Source organism: Mesorhizobium kowhaii (assembly GCF_003253745.1).
Taxonomy (GTDB): Bacteria; Pseudomonadota; Alphaproteobacteria; order Rhizobiales; family Rhizobiaceae; genus Mesorhizobium; species Mesorhizobium kowhaii.
On sequence record NZ_MZXV01000013.1, the window covers coordinates 582429 to 598893 of the forward strand.

At 64.3% G+C, this 16465-nt stretch carries 12 protein-coding genes; 7 read left to right on the forward strand and 5 right to left on the reverse strand.

Annotation, left to right across the window (positions count from 1 at the left end; genetic code table 11):
• Positions 1–13 precede the first annotated feature (13 nt).
• The 4 genes from B5V02_RS05245 to B5V02_RS05260 are packed head-to-tail and all read left to right on the forward strand — an operon-like array spanning position 14 to position 4408.
• Positions 14–1312: a Coenzyme F420 hydrogenase/dehydrogenase, beta subunit C-terminal domain gene (locus B5V02_RS05245; protein WP_245445705.1), complete on the forward strand. Its 1299-nt coding sequence runs from the start codon at positions 14–16 to the stop codon at positions 1310–1312.
• Positions 1309–2472 carry an NAD(P)/FAD-dependent oxidoreductase gene (locus tag B5V02_RS05250; protein ID WP_111543130.1) on the forward strand — a complete coding sequence of 388 codons (1164 nt, stop codon included), beginning with the start codon at positions 1309–1311 and terminating at the stop codon, positions 2470–2472. The genes B5V02_RS05245 and B5V02_RS05250 overlap by 4 nt, the downstream gene beginning before the upstream one ends.
• The gene (locus B5V02_RS05255; protein WP_111543131.1) at positions 2469–3746 is read left to right on the forward strand and encodes a Zn-dependent hydrolase; all 1278 of its coding nucleotides are present in this window, start codon (positions 2469–2471) and stop codon (positions 3744–3746) included. Before B5V02_RS05250 ends, B5V02_RS05255 begins: the two co-directional genes overlap by 4 nt.
• On the forward strand, positions 3743–4408 hold the full coding sequence (locus B5V02_RS05260) for a cysteine hydrolase family protein (protein ID WP_111543132.1): 666 nt from the start codon (positions 3743–3745) through the stop codon (positions 4406–4408). The genes B5V02_RS05255 and B5V02_RS05260 overlap by 4 nt, the downstream gene beginning before the upstream one ends.
• Here B5V02_RS05260 and B5V02_RS05265 read toward each other — a convergent pair.
• The 5 genes from B5V02_RS05265 to B5V02_RS05285 form a co-directional block, all read right to left on the reverse strand.
• Entirely contained in the window at positions 4393–5886 is a 1494-nt protein-coding gene (locus B5V02_RS05265; RefSeq protein WP_111543751.1) for an N-acyl-D-amino-acid deacylase family protein, read from the reverse strand. The genes B5V02_RS05260 and B5V02_RS05265 overlap by 16 nt on opposite strands.
• Positions 5887–5924: 38 nt before the next feature.
• Positions 5925–7466, reverse strand: coding sequence for a trimethylamine methyltransferase family protein (locus B5V02_RS05270; protein ID WP_111543133.1), 1542 nt, complete (start codon positions 7464–7466; stop codon positions 5925–5927).
• Positions 7467–7488: 22 nt separating this feature from the next.
• Positions 7489–8457: a D-2-hydroxyacid dehydrogenase gene (locus B5V02_RS05275; RefSeq protein ID WP_111543752.1), complete on the reverse strand. Its 969-nt coding sequence runs from the start codon at positions 8455–8457 to the stop codon at positions 7489–7491.
• Positions 8458–8467: 10 nt separating this feature from the next.
• Entirely contained in the window at positions 8468–9379 is a 912-nt protein-coding gene (locus B5V02_RS05280) for a dihydrodipicolinate synthase family protein (RefSeq protein WP_111543134.1), read from the reverse strand.
• Between the two features lie 93 nt (positions 9380–9472).
• Positions 9473–10897: an MmgE/PrpD family protein gene (locus B5V02_RS05285; protein WP_111543135.1), complete on the reverse strand. Its 1425-nt coding sequence runs from the start codon at positions 10895–10897 to the stop codon at positions 9473–9475.
• A 162-nt stretch (positions 10898–11059) separates the two neighbouring features.
• Between B5V02_RS05285 and B5V02_RS05290 the strand changes: the two genes are divergently transcribed.
• The 3 genes from B5V02_RS05290 (at position 11060) to B5V02_RS05300 (ending at position 16370) form a co-directional block, all read left to right on the forward strand.
• The gene (locus B5V02_RS05290) at positions 11060–11947 is read left to right on the forward strand and encodes a LysR substrate-binding domain-containing protein (protein WP_111543136.1); all 888 of its coding nucleotides are present in this window, start codon (positions 11060–11062) and stop codon (positions 11945–11947) included.
• Between the two features lie 194 nt (positions 11948–12141).
• On the forward strand, positions 12142–13797 hold the full coding sequence (locus tag B5V02_RS05295) for an ABC transporter substrate-binding protein (RefSeq protein ID WP_111543137.1): 1656 nt from the start codon (positions 12142–12144) through the stop codon (positions 13795–13797).
• A 152-nt stretch (positions 13798–13949) separates the two neighbouring features.
• Positions 13950–16370 (forward strand): GcvT family protein, encoded by a 2421-nt coding sequence (locus B5V02_RS05300; RefSeq protein WP_111543138.1) that lies wholly within the window; start codon positions 13950–13952, stop codon positions 16368–16370.
• Positions 16371–16465 lie beyond the last annotated feature (95 nt).

Here is a 16465-nt window from a genome sequence, read left to right on the forward strand (position 1 = left end):
AGGGCTGTGCGGCATGACGGTTCCGCCCGCCGCTCCGCTGTCTCTGAACGACATCGTCGAGAACGGGCTTTGCATCGGTTGTGGGCTCTGCCGTTCGCTCTCCGGTCCGGGTGAGATCGAGATGATCATGACGCCGGAAGGGCGCGTCCGGCCGATCGCCCGCAAGGCGCTGGGTCATTCGACCCTGACACAGATCAACGCGGTTTGCCCGGGAACGCGGATTGCAGGCCCGGATCAGGCGCAAGCAAGCGATGCCGCGTTGACGGACCCTGTCTGGGGCCCCGCCGAACGCCTGGCGCTCGGCCATGCCGAGGATCCTGAAGTGCGGTTCCGCGGATCAAGCGGCGGGGTGCTGACGGCGCTTGGCCAGTTCATGCTGAGCTCCGGGCGCGTCAAGTTCATCCTGCACGTATCTGCATTACGATCGGCTCCGATGCGCAGCGAGCAGCGCCTGAGCTTCGATGCCGCATCGGTTCTCGAAGGCGCGGGGTCGCGCTACGGCCCGGTCGCGCCGCTGGCGGATTTCAGCGACATCCTCGATCGCGGCGAGCCCTTCGCGCTGATTGCCAAGCCTTGCGACATCACCGCCGTGCGCAATCTGGCGCGGCTCGATCCGCGCGTCCATGATCACATGCGCTATGCGCTGGCCTTCGTCTGCGGCGGCGCCTCGGACCTATCGAAGTCGGAACAGGTGCTGCAACGTTTTGGGTTGCGCGAGGATGAGCTCGCGCTGTTTCGTTATCGGGGGCACGGCAACCCCGGCCTTAATCGAATCGAAACCAGGGATGGCCGCGCCTTCGAACTCACCTACCGGCAGCTGTGGGAAGACGAGGACAAGTGGATGATCCAGCCGCGTTGCAAGATCTGTCCCGACGCGATCGGCCAGGTGGCCGACATCGTCGCCTCGGATGCCTGGCTGAATGGCGGTCCGGCGGTTGACGATGAAGCGCTCAACGGCATCATCGTGCGCACAAGGCGAGGCCTGGAGCTGTTCGATGCAGCCGTTGCCGCCGGCGCACTGGCGATCAAGCGCGAGACCAGCTTTGTCGAACTCGGCGAGTTGCAGTCGCATCAGGTGCGCAAGCGTCGCGCGGTCTGGGCCCGGCTGAAGGGCATGGAGATTGCAGGCAAGCCGGTGCCTGTGGTGACTGATTTGGCGTTGAAAGATTGTGCCCTACAGAATTCGCTGGCCGACAATCTCGCAGAGGGCCGCGGCGCCCGCGACCGTGCCCGGCGCGGACGTCTGGGCGAACCACGTCCGGTGCCGCGTGGCGGCAGCGAGGCAGCCATGTCGAAGGATGGACGTCTATGAGCACCGCTGAGGAAACCGACATTATCATCGTCGGCGGCGGCATTGCCGGCGCCGGAGCGGCCTTCGAGATTTCCCGTTCTGCAAAGGTGGTTCTCCTCGAGCGGGAAAGCCATTGCGGCTACCATACCACCGGCCGCTCGGCGGCGAGTTTTACCGAAAACTACGGCAATGGCGTCATCCGCCGGATCGTGCTGGCGAGCCGTGCATTCCTGACCGAGCCGCCGGCCGGCTTCTCGGACTATCCGCTGCTCAGCAAGCGCGGCATGATCACGGTGGCGCGGAGCGACCAGCTCGACCTGTTGCACCAGGAGCTGGAGGCGGCGCGGGCGCTGGTTCCCTCGATCGTCGCAATGACGCCCGCCGAGGCAATTGCGCGCGTGCCGGTGCTGCGCGCTGATTATCTCGCCGGCGCTTACATCGAACCGCATTCGATGGATATCGACGTCAACGGCCTGCACCAGGGCTATCTGCGCGGTGCCCGTGCGCGCGGCGCCCGGATCCTCACCGATGCCGGCGTCAAGGCGATCGACCGGCAAGGCGGCCAATGGAGGGTCGAAACGCCAGTAGGAACGCTCCTTGCACCGAGGCTCGTCAATGCCGCCGGCGCCTGGGGCGATGAGATCGCCGTCATGGCCGGCGTGCGCCCGATCGGACTGCTGCCGAAGCGCCGCACCGCCTTCAACATTCCAGCGCCCGCCGGTGTCGACATCGCCGACTGGCCGCTGGTCAACGATGTCGGCGCCGAATTCTATTTCAAGCCGGATGCTGGGCAGTTGCTGGTCTCGCCGGCCGATGCGACGCCCTCAGTGCCGATGGACGCCTATGCCGAGGACATCGATGTCGCCATCGGCGCCGAGCGTTTGGGCCAGGCGACCACCATCGAGGTGCAGCGCGTATCGCGCTCATGGGCCGGCCTCAGAACCTTCGTCGCGGACGGCTCGCCGGTTGTCGGACCCGATGACGAGGTTCCCGAGTTTATCTGGCTGGTCGGGCAGGGCGGCTACGGCATCAAGACCTCGCCCGCACTGTCGCGCGTCTGCGCCAGCCTGATCTGCGGCGGCGGCCTTCCGGACGATGTCACCAGGCAAGGCGTTGCGCTGTCGGATCTCACCCCGCAACGGCTGCGGGGTGCTGGTCTTCAGAAGGCTTCCGCGTCATGACAACTGCCAGCCTGACGGCAGGCGGCAGGCTTGCCGGGAGCGTGCTGGAAAGACTAGCGGAAACCACGACCGATGCACCTGGGATAACCAGGGTCGCCTACGGTCCCGGCGAGCGTTTTGCCCACGACCTCGTCCGCAAGGAAGCGGAAAAGCTCGGCGCCACGGCGCGCGTCGATGCGGCCGGCAATCTCTATTTGACGCTGAAAGGCCGCAACCCTGACCTGCCGGCGATCGTCATCGGCTCGCATCTCGACAGCGTACCGCATGGCGGCAATTTCGACGGCGCTGCCGGTGTCGTCGCGGGCCTTGCGGTGATGGCCGAACTGGTCGGCCAGAAGATACAGCCCGCGCGCGATCTGATCCTGATGGTGACGCGGGCCGAGGAGGCGGTTTGGTTTCCTCTGTCCTATCCCGGCAGCCAGGCCGCACTCGGCCTGCTGGAGCCGCAAGCACTCGAGGCAAGGCGATCCGACAGCGGCCGGACCTTGGCCGAACACATGCTGGAGGAAGGCTTCGATCCCGACGCTGTCAGGCGCGGCGTGTCGGGGATCGACACCAGCCGTATCGCGGCTTTCGTCGAAGTCCATATCGAGCAGGGCCCGCGGCTGGTCGCCGCCGGCGTGCCAGTCGGCATCGTCACCGGCATCGCCGGCGGCTTTCGCTATGTCGACGCAACCTGCCTCGGCGCCTATGGCCATTCCGGCGCCGAGCCGCGCTTCGCCAGGCATGACAGCGTACTTGGCTTTGCCGATCTGGTCGCCGGCCTCGAAGCGGAATGGGACGCGCTCGAGCGCGAAGGCCACGAGGCCACCATCACCTTCGGCCGGGTACAATCCGATCCGAGCCAGCATGGCGGCAGCCGCGTGCTTGGCGAACTTCGCTTCACGCTAGATGTACGCAGCGCGGAGGCTGCGGTGCTGGAACGGATCGAGGCGCGGCTTCAAGCGCTCTTCGCCGAAGTCGGTGCCAAACGTGGAGTGGTGTTCGAAGCCGGGCCACGGTTCACCTGGGAGCCCGCGACCATGGCGCCCGCGCTGATCGTCGGGCTCGATCGCGCCGCCCAGGACATGCAGATGCGCGTGCCCCATGTGCCGAGCGGCGCCGGGCATGATGCGGCCACCTTTGCCGGCGCCAGCGTTCCCAGCGCCATGCTGTTCGTGCGCAATGAGAACGGCAGCCACAATCCGCATGAAAGCATGGAAATCGCCGATCTCGATCAGGCGATCCGTCTGCTTTTCCGCTTCGTCACCGACTTCGACCGAGGGCATCCATGAATCTCGCCAAATCAGCTCTGCTCGCCATCGACCTGCAGAACGAATACCGCCCCGGTGCCGCCTGGCCGGTCGTCGGTTACGACGCGGTCCTCGACAATGCTGCCCGCCTGATCGCCGCTGCGCGTGCGGCGGGCCTGCCCATCATCCATGCTCAGGCCTGGGTCAAACCGGAAGAGCGCAAGGGCTACGCAAGGCAGGAGGAGATCCTGACCGAGGAATTCCGCTCCGCCGTGGCGGGCAGCAGCGGCGCTGAGATCTGTGCCGAGGTGGCACCGCTGCCCGGCGACATCGTCATCCACAAGCACTGGCCGAGCGTTTTCCGCAGGACCGATCTTTCGCCGCGCCTCGAAGCAATTGGGATCGAGAACCTGATGATCACCGGCGTGCTGACCGACAGCTGCGTGAGCGAGAGCGTGTTCGATGCCGTCTATCAGGGGTTCCGCGTCTGGCTGGTCAAGGACGCCTGCGGCAGCATGAGCGAGGCCATGCACCGCACCGGCATGCTCGACATGGCCAACCGTCTCTACGGCGGTGGCATATTGCGCATGGCCGAGGCATTGAAGGCGCTGGCCGGCCAGCCCTTTGACGGCTGGCGCTGCACGCGGCCGGTGGAGTTCACCTATACGCTGGAAACCGTCGACCGGCTTTATGAAGCCTTGTGATGGGCGCCACATCCACACCTGTCGGCCTTGACGGTCGCGGTTGAAGGAGAGGGGCGCAGCACCGCGCCCGGCAGCGCGCCGGTCGCCTTGCCGTCGCGCCAAACGGAGATGCCGTTGACGAAGACATGCTCGATGCCGGCGGCAGGCTGGCGCGGCGCCTCGAAGGTCGCGGTGTCGATCACCGTCTCCGGGTCGAAGATCGTCAGATCGGCGAAATTGCCAACCGCCAGCGTGCCCCGCTGCTGGATGCCGAATTCGCTCGCGGGCAGGCCAGTCATGCGATGCACGGCCTCTTCCAGACTGAACAGGCCGACATCGCGGGCATAGTGGCCGAGCACGCGCGGGAACGTACCCCACAGGCGTGGATGCGGATGGATGTCATGCGGCAGGCCGTCTGACCCGACCATGCTGCGCGGATGGGCGAGGATGGTGCGCACATCGTTCTCGTCGAGCTGGAAATAGACGGCGCCCGCCGGCAACAGCCGCCGGCCCGCCTCGCGTTCGCTGCAATTCCATTCGCGGGCGATGTCGGCAATTTCGCGATTGGCCATCTCGGGATGCGGCGTGGACCAGGTGATGAGGACCTTCAGTCCGGTGTCGCAGCGCTCCAGCCGAAAAACAGTGGAGCTTGCGGCATAGGGGTAGACATCCATGCCGATGTCCATGGTTTTCCGCGCGCGGTCGATCCGCTTCAGGGAAGGTCCGCTCTTGCCGAAATTGGCGCGGCCAGTGCACTGGTGGTGGGAGATGAACAGCTTGCCGCCGGCATGGCCGGCGATGTCGATGGCCTCTTCGATCGCCTCATCCATCGTCTCGAAGTAATTGCGCGTATGGGTGACATAGGGCCCGCCGAGGCTTGCCGCCGTCGCTGCCAGCGCCTTGACCTCGGCGGTCGAGGACTTGACGGCCGGCGGATAGTCGAGGCCGGTGCTGAGGCCGAACGCGCCCTCGGCCATCGCCTGCGCCACCGCTTGCTGCATTCGCGCCGTTTCCGCTTCATTGGCGGCTCGGTCGGTGACCGGCATGACCCGCTGACGCAAGGTGGTGTGGCCGACGAGCAAGGCCGCGTTGGTGGCGATGCCGTGTTGCCGGAGCTCGGCGACGTAATCGGCGAAGCGATCGAAGCGGAAATTCTCCTGTCCGCCAACCAAGGTGAAAGGCGGCGGCGGTGCGCTGTCCAGCAGCAAGGGAGCCAAGCTTATCCCGCAATTGCCGGCGATCACCGTCGTCACCCCCTGGCTGATCTTCGGGTCCATGCCATGCGGCGCCAGCAGCGCGCCATCGTCATGGGTATGCACGTCGATGAAGCCCGGCGCGACGATCTTGCCCGCAGCGTCGATCTCTTGCGTGCCGCGCGCATCGCCCAACGCGCCAATGGCGGCGATCCTGTCGCCGGCGACGGCGAGATCGGCCTCGAAACGCCTCGAACCGTCGCCTGAAATCAGCGTCGCATGGCGTATGACGAGGTCATAGAGCATCGGGGACATTTCCTCTTCTGACTTCGGAAGTGCGGCCACTAACCTTCCGGATTGGCGGCGATCTCTTCGCGACGGCGCGCAACATAGGCGTCGAGCTCTTCGCGGACCGAGGCGTCCATGACCGGCTCTTCGTAGTCATGCAGCGCCTGCTGCCAGAGTTCGGTGGCCCGTTCGAGTGCATCCTTGCCGCCAGCCTCCTGCCAGGCGCCATGGTTCTGCCAGTTGGATAGCATCGGCTGGTAGAAGGCGGTCGTGTAGCGCGACATGGTGTGCTCGGCGCCGAAGAAGTGGCCACCGGCCGGCACGGACTTGATCGCTTCAAAGCCGAGATCGTCCTCCTCGAACGGCAACGGGCGCAAAAACTCCATCATGTTCTGCAGGATCTCGACATCGAGGACGAGCTTTTCATAGGAAGCTGTCAGCCCGCCCTCCAGCCAGCCGGCCGCATGGTAGATCAGGTTGGCGCCGCCGAGCACCGCGCCCCACGTCGCCATTTCCGTCTCATAGGCCGCCTGCAGGTCGACCACGTTCGACGCATTCGCATTGGAGGTGCGGTAGGGGAGGTTGTAGCGCCGCGCCAACTGGCCGGCGATGATGTTGGCCTTGGCGTTCTCCGGCGTGCCGAAGGCCGGCGCGCCCGACTTCATGTCGACGTTGGAGGTGAAGGCGCCATACATCACCGGCGTGCCCGGATTGACGAGCTGCGTCAGCACCACGCCGAACAGCGCTTCGGCGTTCTGCTGGCAGAGTGCCGCCGCGAGCGTGACCGGTGTCATCGCGCCCATCAGCGTGAAGGGGGTGACGGTCACCGGCTGGCCGTGCTCGGCCATCGCGATCAGGCCCTCGGCCATGGCGTCGTCGAACAGGCGCGGCGAGTTGATCGATATGATCGTCGTCACCCCCGGCGAGGCGCGCATCTCCTCGACGCTGATGCCGCGCGCGATCGCCATCATGTTGATCCCGTCCATGGCCCTGGCGCGGCCGATCGCCGTGCAGTGGAAGCTGAGGTCGCTCAGCGTCAGGTTGGCATAGTAGGTGTCCAGATGGCGCGAATTGGCCGGCAGTTCCATCGGCGCCACCACCTGGTTGCCGATGACGTGAATGGCGTTGAAGTGGTGCGCGAGCCGGATGAAATTCTGGTAGTCGGCAAGATTGCCCTGGCGGCGGCCATTGATCCGGTCATGGACATTGGGCGGGCCTGCGACCAGGCCGAACACCAGCGAATTGCCGCCAAGATGGATCTGCTTTGCCGGATTGCGGCTGGTCAACGTGAAGGACGACGGCATAGCGCGCAACGCTTCGCGCACCAGGCTTTCGTCGATCCTGATGGTCTTGTTCTCACGGTCGACGATGGCGCCTGCGGCAGCGAACAGGTCCATCACCCGGTCGCTCATGACGCGGATGCCGAGTTCGGAAAGGATGCGCATCGACGTGTCATGCAGCCGCTCCATCCGCTCCTCATCCAGAAGCTGCATGGGCGGATAGGGGTTCTCCACATGTTGCCAGGGCAGTTGCGCGATGCCGCCGCCGCCACGTTCCAGCCTCGATCTGCGGCCACCGCCGCGCCTGTCCTGGGTCATATGACTGCCTTCCCTCCCGGCCTTAGTAGCCGCGCTCCGGATTCACCACGTTCTCGAGCGGCTCACCGCTGCGATAGCGCGTCAGATTGTCGGCAAACATGCGCACCGACTTGACGTCCCAGCTCTCGTAGACCGCTGCGCAATGCGGGGTGATGGCGACATTGTCGTAGCCCCACAAAGGATGATCGGCCGGCAGCGGCTCAGTCGCAAAGACATCCAGCGCGGCACCCTTGATACGCTTGCCGTCAAGAGCTTCGAGCAGTGCGGCCTCGTCGACCACGCCGCCGCGCGAGATGTCGATGAGCACGGCGGAAAGCTTCATCGCGGCGAAGGCCGCTTTGCCGAACAGGCCGCGCGTGCTGGGCAGCAGCGGTACGCAGCCGACGATGAAATCGGCGCGCCCAAGCAGCGTCAGCAGCGCATCCGGTCCATGCACCTCGTCGAGGCAAGGCATTGATCTTGGCCGTGCGCGTATGCCAAGCGTGCGCATGCCCATGGCCTGTGCGCGGCTTGCGACGGCCGTGCCCGTCTTGCCGAGGCCGATGATAAGAACCGTCTTGCCCTCGATCGGCTCGACACGACCTCCGCCCCAAAGACGTGCCTGCTGGCGGCGCTCAAAGCCGCGCAGGTCGAGCGAGAAGGACAGCATCGCGCCGAGCGCATATTCCGCCAGCATGCCAGCGGCAACGCCAGCAGCGTTCGTCACCACAAGCCGCTCCGGGTCCCAACGCCCGAGATGATCCGTGCCGGAGCCGCCGATCGATACCCATTTCACGGTCGGGCTTTCGACGAGGGCCTGCCGCGGATATCGCGGCGTGCCGTCGAAGCGGACGGAATAAACCACTTCCGCCGCCACGCGCCCGATCAGTTCGGGAAGAGCGGCGTAGCTGTCGCAGGCGTGGACCACGAGATCCGGATGCGTCTCCTTGAGCACCGCCAGCGCTGTGGCCGGCCGATCGGTATGCAGGATGACGGACGGGCGAGGGGACATGATGCCGGTCTCAGCTCCGGCGGCCAATGTGATCGGCCGAAGGACCGAGCGCGGCAAGCAGCCTCTCGCCGTTTTCGAGCGTTGCATTCTCATGCGGCGCACGCAGGTTCAGCCAACGCCTGTCGCCGGAACGCACCGCCAGCACGGCCTTCATCGCGGGGATCAGTCCGGCATCCTGGATGATCTTGCGGAACGCCTTGATCGCCGCATCCGCCTCGGCAACGTCCTTTCCTGTGATCGTTGCGTCGTAGAGGGCCCGGATGGCGGCCGCATTGAGGTTGACGGTGGCCGAGATGCAGCCCGCCGCGCCGCTGGCAAGGCCCCTGGTCAGCTGCGCTTCCGAGCTCGGGAAGACCGCAACCTTGGGCGCTGCGGTAATCACTGCAGCCGTGTTGTTCCAGTCGCCGGCGCTGTCCTTGTAGGCGACCACGATTTCGGGAAACGCCTCATTCAGCTTGGCGGTCAGCGCCGGGCTCACGGGCACGCCCGAATTCTGCGGGATGTGGTAGAGGATCATGCGCATTGCAGGGCTCGCCACCCGTTCGATCAGCTCGCTGTAGTAGCGGGCCTGGCCGTTGTCGCCGGCAGCCGTGTAGAAGAAGGATGGCAGCACCATCACGCCGGCACAGCCGAGCCCGACCGCATGGGTCGACAGCTCGACGGTCTCGGGCAGGGCGGTGACGCCGGTTCCGGGCATCAGTTGGCTTGGCGAAATGCCTGCCTCGATCAACCATTCCAGGGCCTGCACGCGTTCGCGCACAGAAAGCGACAACGCCTCGCCCGTGGTGCCGAACGGCGACAGGAAATGCGCTCCCTGATCCAGCACCCATTTGGCATGCGATATCCAGAGATCACGTGCGATGCGGCCGTCGTTTTCGAACGGCGTCAGGATCGGTGCGATAGTTCCTTGCGGGCGGGTCATGAGTGTCCTGTGTTGATGATGCGGTTCCGTGCAGTGCTTGGCCGCCGCCGACAATGACGACGCCATAGTCCAGCGGCCTGAGTGGCATCTAGCCTACCACGCTGGCCGCTGGAGGATCGTACTGATCACTGGAGGGTCGTAGAGCAATACCGAGAGATCGCGGAAGCGGCTGTCCGGGTCGGTGAGCGACAGGACTGCGTCGCGGATCGCGCTGGCCCGGCCCTGTCCCAGCACCGGCGCCGCGAATTCCATATATTTGGCCTCGATTTCCTGCAGCGTCAGCGGCGCCTCCGGTCCGCCGCGCGCGTGGATGTCGCCCGACGTCAGAACCATCCCGTCGGTTGTCGTGACGACGACATCGGCCCAGCGACCTGCCGGGAAGCGGACGCTGTGGCGCTCCGATTCCGAGACGGTGATCCGGCCCAGCATCTCGGCGACGGCAGCATCCTCGAGCCCGTTGCCGGAAATATGTTCCAGTCCGATGCGGCCATGGATAATGAAGGTCGCGACGGCGAAGCGCAGGCTGTACTGCGCCTTCGAGGTCGTATCCGGCATGCCGTCGAACAGCGTTGCGGCGTAGTGGAAACTGTTGACCTGAACGTGGTGGATGTCGGCCGGCGTCAGATGATGCGCGCGGCAGAGCCCGCGCGTCGCGTCGATTGCCGCATGTGCCCAGCGGCAGATCGGGTAGGGCTTCACATACTGGTGCAGCACCTGCCAGAAGACGCCGAGATCCTGCCAATGCGGGGCGACGTCGAGTGCCTCGACCGTGATCGCCGGGGCGCCGGTAAAGCCGCGCTCGGCAAGCACAGCGGCGGACAGGCCGATCAGCGCGCCAATACCCGAGCCATCATGCAGCATCGTCGGAGTGGCGATCTCGCGCATCATCTGGCTGCGCGGGCCGTGGTATTCGGCAATGCCAAGCGCCTGGCGGAGTTGCTCATCGCTGAGCCGCCGCAACCTCGCCGCCACCGCGGCCACGCCCAGCGCGTTCCAGGCGCCCGACGTATGGTAGTCCGACACGGTTGCGTGCAGCGCGATGCCCGCCCGGCCGGCAACTTCGTAGCCGACGACAAGGGATGCCAGCGCCTCCGGCCCGCTAAGGTCGGGGCATGCTTCTGCAAGCGCTGCCAGCGCAGGCACGACGGCGACGCCGATATGACCCTTGGTCGGGCTGTATCCGTCGTGGCCGTCGAGATTGTCGATTTGCGTTGCCGCCGCATAAGCGGCCCCGGCGATGCTGGCGCGGCGGCCGTCGAAGAGCATGCGCGCCGAATGCAACGGGTCGGTCGAGCCGTAGAGAAGGGCGGCAGTGTCGCGGGCGATCCTGCCTGCTTCCATGGGACCAGCCGCAATGGCAATTCCGATCGTGTCCAGCAGGAGATAACGCGCATGGTCGAGGACTGGTGTGGGGAATACGGCCGCCGGTCGCCGCAACACGAAATCGGCCAAGCGGGTGGCAACGTCGGTACGCGCGTCAGGCCCTTCACGCCGATGCGACGGCACAGCCACTTGCATTACTCCCCTCTGCGTCACGACATCATTAATTTGGGTTCATCGCGCTTTCACGCAATTAGTTCGGCGGCTTTGCCCAAAAAAATTCATGTCTTGCCGCGCAGCATGATTGAACGTCGGCTCTTCTATGGGATAGCTATCTCGTGCATGTTGCAGGAGTTAGCGATGAAGCCGCCACCCCCTTTGAACTATATCAGGTCGTTTGAGAGTTCGGCCCGGCATCTCTCCTTCACCACGGCCGCCAAGGAACTCGGATACACGCAGGCGGCGGTCAGCACACATGTCCGCGCGCTCGAACACTACATCGGCCGCCGATTGTTCATTCGCTATCCGCGCAGCCTCAAGCTCACCGAAATGGGGGAGGCATTCCTGCCGACCCTGCGTCAGGCACTCGATCAGATCGACCAGGCAACGGAGGCGATCGTGACCTCGTCGCGCAACCGCACCGTGGTTATCTCCTGCCCAATGAGCCTGGCGGAGAACTGGCTGGCCGGCTGCATGGCCGCGTTTCGAAAGAAACACCCCGAGATCGAGATCGTGCTGCACGGCACGATCTGGGAGGATCTCACCGAGCAGATCGCCGACATCACCATTTCCACACGGCGTTTCGACGACCGGCCGCCCGCCGGCGTCCCGCTTTGGAACGACGAACTGGTTCTGTTGTGCGCACCGGCCTTGCTGGATGGCGAGAATGCCCTGAAGGCGCCAGAAGATATTCTCAAGGTGGACTGGATCTTCGTGCATGGCCGCCAGGAATACTGGCAGGTCGTCACGTCGGCGCTTGGCGTCGACATGGCTGATTACGACAAGGGCTTGACGACCAACGCCTCCAACATCGCACTTGAACTGGCCGCGATGGGCGCTGGCCTGGTCGCGACGCAGCGGTCGCTGGCCCTTGCCTATCTGCGGCGAGGACTGCTCGTCGAACCCTTCCCGATCCGGCCTGCGAGCCCCTGGAATTACTACCTGACCGAGAACCAGCTTTCGAAGGGAAACATCGCCCGCATTGTGCGGGAATGGATTCTTTTGCGGGCGCAGGAGGACGGCGCCTAGAGCTGTTTCAGCAGTTGGGATACTCTCAAACTCAAAAATTTGACACGCCAATGGCGTCGTTTTTTTAGGTCTCAACAGCCGGGTTTCGGCGGTTTCTTCGGGTTCGAGCCCTTCCGGGATTTTTGCATCGCTCCTAACATGCGCAGTCGCAAGGGGAATGTGACGGGCAAAAAGCCCAAACCGGAGAATCAACGATGTCGATTTTCAAGAGCAACGGTGACCGCGTGCCGGCAGTCATTGAAAGCTACGCAGACGAAGTCAGGAGCGGCAAGCTGGACCGCCGCGAGTTCCTCGCCATGGCGAGTGCGATGGGCGCCTCGACGGCGTTCGCCTATTCGATGATCGGCCTCGCGCCGGCCAGGGCCGCGGCCCCGGAACCGGGCAAGAAGGGCGGTATTCTGAAGATGCAAATGATCATCAAGGATATGAAGGACCCACGCATGTGGGACTGGTCGGAAATGGCCAACGTGCTGCGCCAGTGCAACGACTACATGATCCGCTATACAACCGACTTCACCTTCGAGGGCCATCTGGTCGAGAGCTGGGAGGTCAGCGACGACGCCACCGAATATACGCTGCATGTGCGCAAGGGCGTGAAGTGGTCAAACGGTGACGAGCTCAACGCCGACGACATCGTCGTCAACATCGAGCGCTGGTGCGACAAGGCGGCCGAAGGCAATTCCATGGCCGGCCGCATGGCCACGCTGATCGACCCGGCCACCAAGAAGGCGGCCGCCGGCGCCATCACCAAGATCGACGACCACACCGTCAAGCTGAAGTGCGGCCAGTCCGATGTCACCATCATTCCAGGCTTCGCGGATTATCCGGCAATCATCGTCCACCGCAACTTCGACAAGGACGGTGCCGACATGACGAAGACGCCCGGCACCGGCCCCTACGAACTGATCTCATACAAGGTTGGCGAGTCGGCTTCAGTGAGACGCCGCAAGGACTTCACCTGGTTCGGCGGCGAGACCTATCTCGACGGTGTCGACTGGACCGATTACGGGACGGACGCTTCGAGCCCGGCCATCGCCAGCGCCTTCGAGGCCGGAGAGATCGACTGCAACTATCAGACTGTCGGCGGCACCGTGGACCTCTATGATGGCATGGGCCTGGTCAAGGAATCCGTCGTCACCGCGGGAACGATCGTGCTGCGCACCAATGTGACCAACAAACCCTATGACGACAAACGGGTGCGCAACGCCATCCAGCTCGCGGTCGACAACGAGACGGTGCTGAAGCTCGGCTACAGTGGCCTTGGCCAAGTTGCCGAAAACCACCATGTCTGCCCGATCCATCCGGAATATTATGAGCTGCCGAAAGTGCCTCGCGATCTGGCCAAGGCCAAGGCGTTGATGACCGAGGCCGGCCAGATGGATCATGAGTTCGAGCTCATTTCCTACGATTCGGACTATGTCAAAGACCCTGCCGATGTCGTCGCCGCGCAGATGCGCGAGGCTGGATTCAAGGTGAAGCGCACGATCATTCCAGGGACTTCATTCTGGAACGACTGGACGAAGTATGCATGGTCGACCACCGAATGGGGCATGCGGCCGCTCGGCGTGCAGGTGCTGGCGCTGGCCTATCGCAGTGGCGAGGCCTGGAATGAAACGGGCTACGCCAACCCGGATTTCGACAAGAAGCTCAATGCTGCACTTGCCGTCGCCGATCCTGCCCAGCGCAAGGAGCTGATGAAGGATGTCGAGTGGACGTTGCAGGATTCAGGCGTGCTGGTTCAGTCGTTCTGGCGTTCGCTCTACCGCCACCATGCCGCCTATGTGAAGAACCTCAAGATGCATCAGACATTCGAACTGCAACTGGAGAAGGTCTGGCTCGACAAGGCATAGATTGGGTTGATCACAGCAACGACTTCAGAGGCGCAAGATGCGCCCTGAAGTCGCCGGGCGACTGCGATTGACCAGCCAGCCTAACAACCTGCAAGGCGCTTTTCGAAAGCGCAGAACAAAAAAATCGCCGCACCAAGGGAAGAAATCTGGATATGCGTACTCATGCACAAGCCGTTGTCATCGGCGGCGGCCTGATCGGTTGCTCGATCCTCTATCACCTGGCCAAATTCGGCTGGTCCGACGTGGTTCTTCTCGAGCGCAACGAGCTGACGTCCGGCTCGACCTGGCATGCGGCGGCCAACATCCACGGCCTGCACGATTCCACCAACATCAGCCGCCTGCAGCACTACACCATGGCGCTCTACAAGGAACTGGAAAGCGAGACCGGGCAGGGTTGTGGCATCTTCCAGCCGGGCTCGCTCTATCTCGCCCAGACCGAAGCGCGCGAGCATCAGCTGAGGCTGCAGGAGGCCAAGGCGCGACGCTACAAGATGAACTTTTATGAGGTCGCGCGCGATGAGGCGGAGCGGCTGCACCCGCTGGTCGATTTCGACGGCATACGCTGCATCATGTACGAGCCGGAAGGCGGCAATGTCGACCCGTCCGGCGTCACCGCCGCCTATGCCGCCGGCGCCCGCCAGCGCGGGGCGGAGATCCATCGCTTCACGCCGGTCACTGCCACCGAGGCGCAGCCGGACGGCAGCTGGATCGTGCGCACGCCGAAGGGCGACATCCACACGCAATGGGTGGTCAACGCCGCCGGCCTGTGGGGCCGCGAGGTCGCCGCGATGGCTGGCCTGCACCTGCCGCTGATCCCCACCGAGCATCAGTATTTCGTCACCGAGACCATTCCCGAGATCGCCGCGATGGGACGCCGCCTGCCTTCTGTCGCCGATCGCGATGGCGAGTATTATCTGCGCCAGGAAGGGCTTGGGCTGCTCATCGGGGCCTATGAACGCAACATGAAGTTCTGGGCAGAGGATGGGACCCCGCTGGACTTTGGCCACGAACTCTTTCCCGACGATCTCGATCGCATCGAGGACAACATGATGCGCGCCATCGCCCGTGTTCCCGCGGTTGGCACCGCGGGCGTCAAAAAAGTGATCAACGGGCCGATGATCTGGTCGCCGGACAGCGCCGTGCTGTTTGGCCCGGCGCCGGAGTTGCAGAACTACTTCTGCTGCAACGGCATCATTCCCGGGTTCTCGCAGTCGGGCGGAATGGGCAAGCTGGCGGCCGAGTGGATGATCGAGGGCGAGCCTACGCTCGACATGTTCGCCTGGGACATGGCGCGCTTTGGCCACTGGGCCGGCAAGGCTTTCACCAAGGCCCGCGTGCAGGACCAATACAGCCACCGCTTCAAGATCCATTTCCCCAACGAAGAACGCGCCGCCGGACGGCCGGTCCGGACCAGGCCTGCCTATGACATGCAAAAGGGAATGAACGCCGTCTTCGGCCTCAATTTCGGCTGGGAGCACCCACTCTGGTTCGCCGCCGAGGGCGAGCCGCGCGAGGAGACGATCGGCTTCACGCGCCAGAACTGGTGGGGACCGGTGGGACGCGAGGCGCGCATGCTGCGCGAGCATGCGGGCATCATCGACGTTTCGAATTTTGCCAAATACGAGGTCAAGGGACCCGGCGCGGAAGCCTGGCTCAACGCGCTGTTCGCCAACCGCATGCCGACGGAGATCGGGCGCTCCTGTCTCACGCCGCTGATCGGCAAGCGCGGTGGCATTGCCGGCGACTTTACCGTGACAAAGCTGTCCGACGACGAGTTCATGGTGTTCGGTTCCGGCATGGCCGAGCGCTTCCACCAAAGGTTCTTCAAGGCTGTCCCTTTGCCTGAAGGCACCACGTTCCGTTCGCGCACCGAGGAACTGGCCGGCTTCAACGTCGCCGGCCCGAAATCACGTGAATTGCTGCAGCGCTTGACCAATGCCGATCTGTCGACGGAGGCGTTTGCGTTCATGCGCTCGCGCCAGATCACGGTGGCTGGTGTCGACGTGGTGGCGCTGCGTGTTTCGTTCACCGGTGACTTGGGCTGGGAACTCTATTGCGCGGCCGCCAACCAGATCGAGCTCTACAGTGCCTTGCTGAAGGCCGGCAGCGAAGTCGGTGCCGGGCCGGTTGGTTCGCGCGCGCTGATGTCGCTGCGGGTCGAAAAGGGATATGGCAGCTGGAGCCGGGAATATTCCCCCGAATACTGGCCGCAGGAGGTCAAGTTCGATCGGCTTGTCAAAATGGACAAGGGTGAATTCCTCAACCGCGATGCCTACGCCGCCGTCGCCGACAGGCCGGCGCGCGATGAGCTGATCATGCTGTCGATCGACGCCAGGGATGCCGACGCGACCGGCGGCGAGCCGATATTCCTGCCGGACGGCACGCCGATCGGCCAGGTGTCTTCAGGCGCCTATGGTTATTTCGTCGAGCAGTCGCTGGCGCTTGGCTATGTCAAAGCCGGCTCGGCCAAGGCAGGCGATGTCGTCACGGTCGCCATCCTGGGAAGACCTCATGACGCGGTACTGTTGAAGCAGCCGCCCTTCGACCCCGAGGGCAAGCGGCTGCGGGCGTAGGTCTGGACCGTCTGGCGATCGGCGGGCCAACTGACAGAACAATCGAAGCTGGCGGGTTACGCCAGCGAACCTGACACAGGGAAGATTTCAACCGC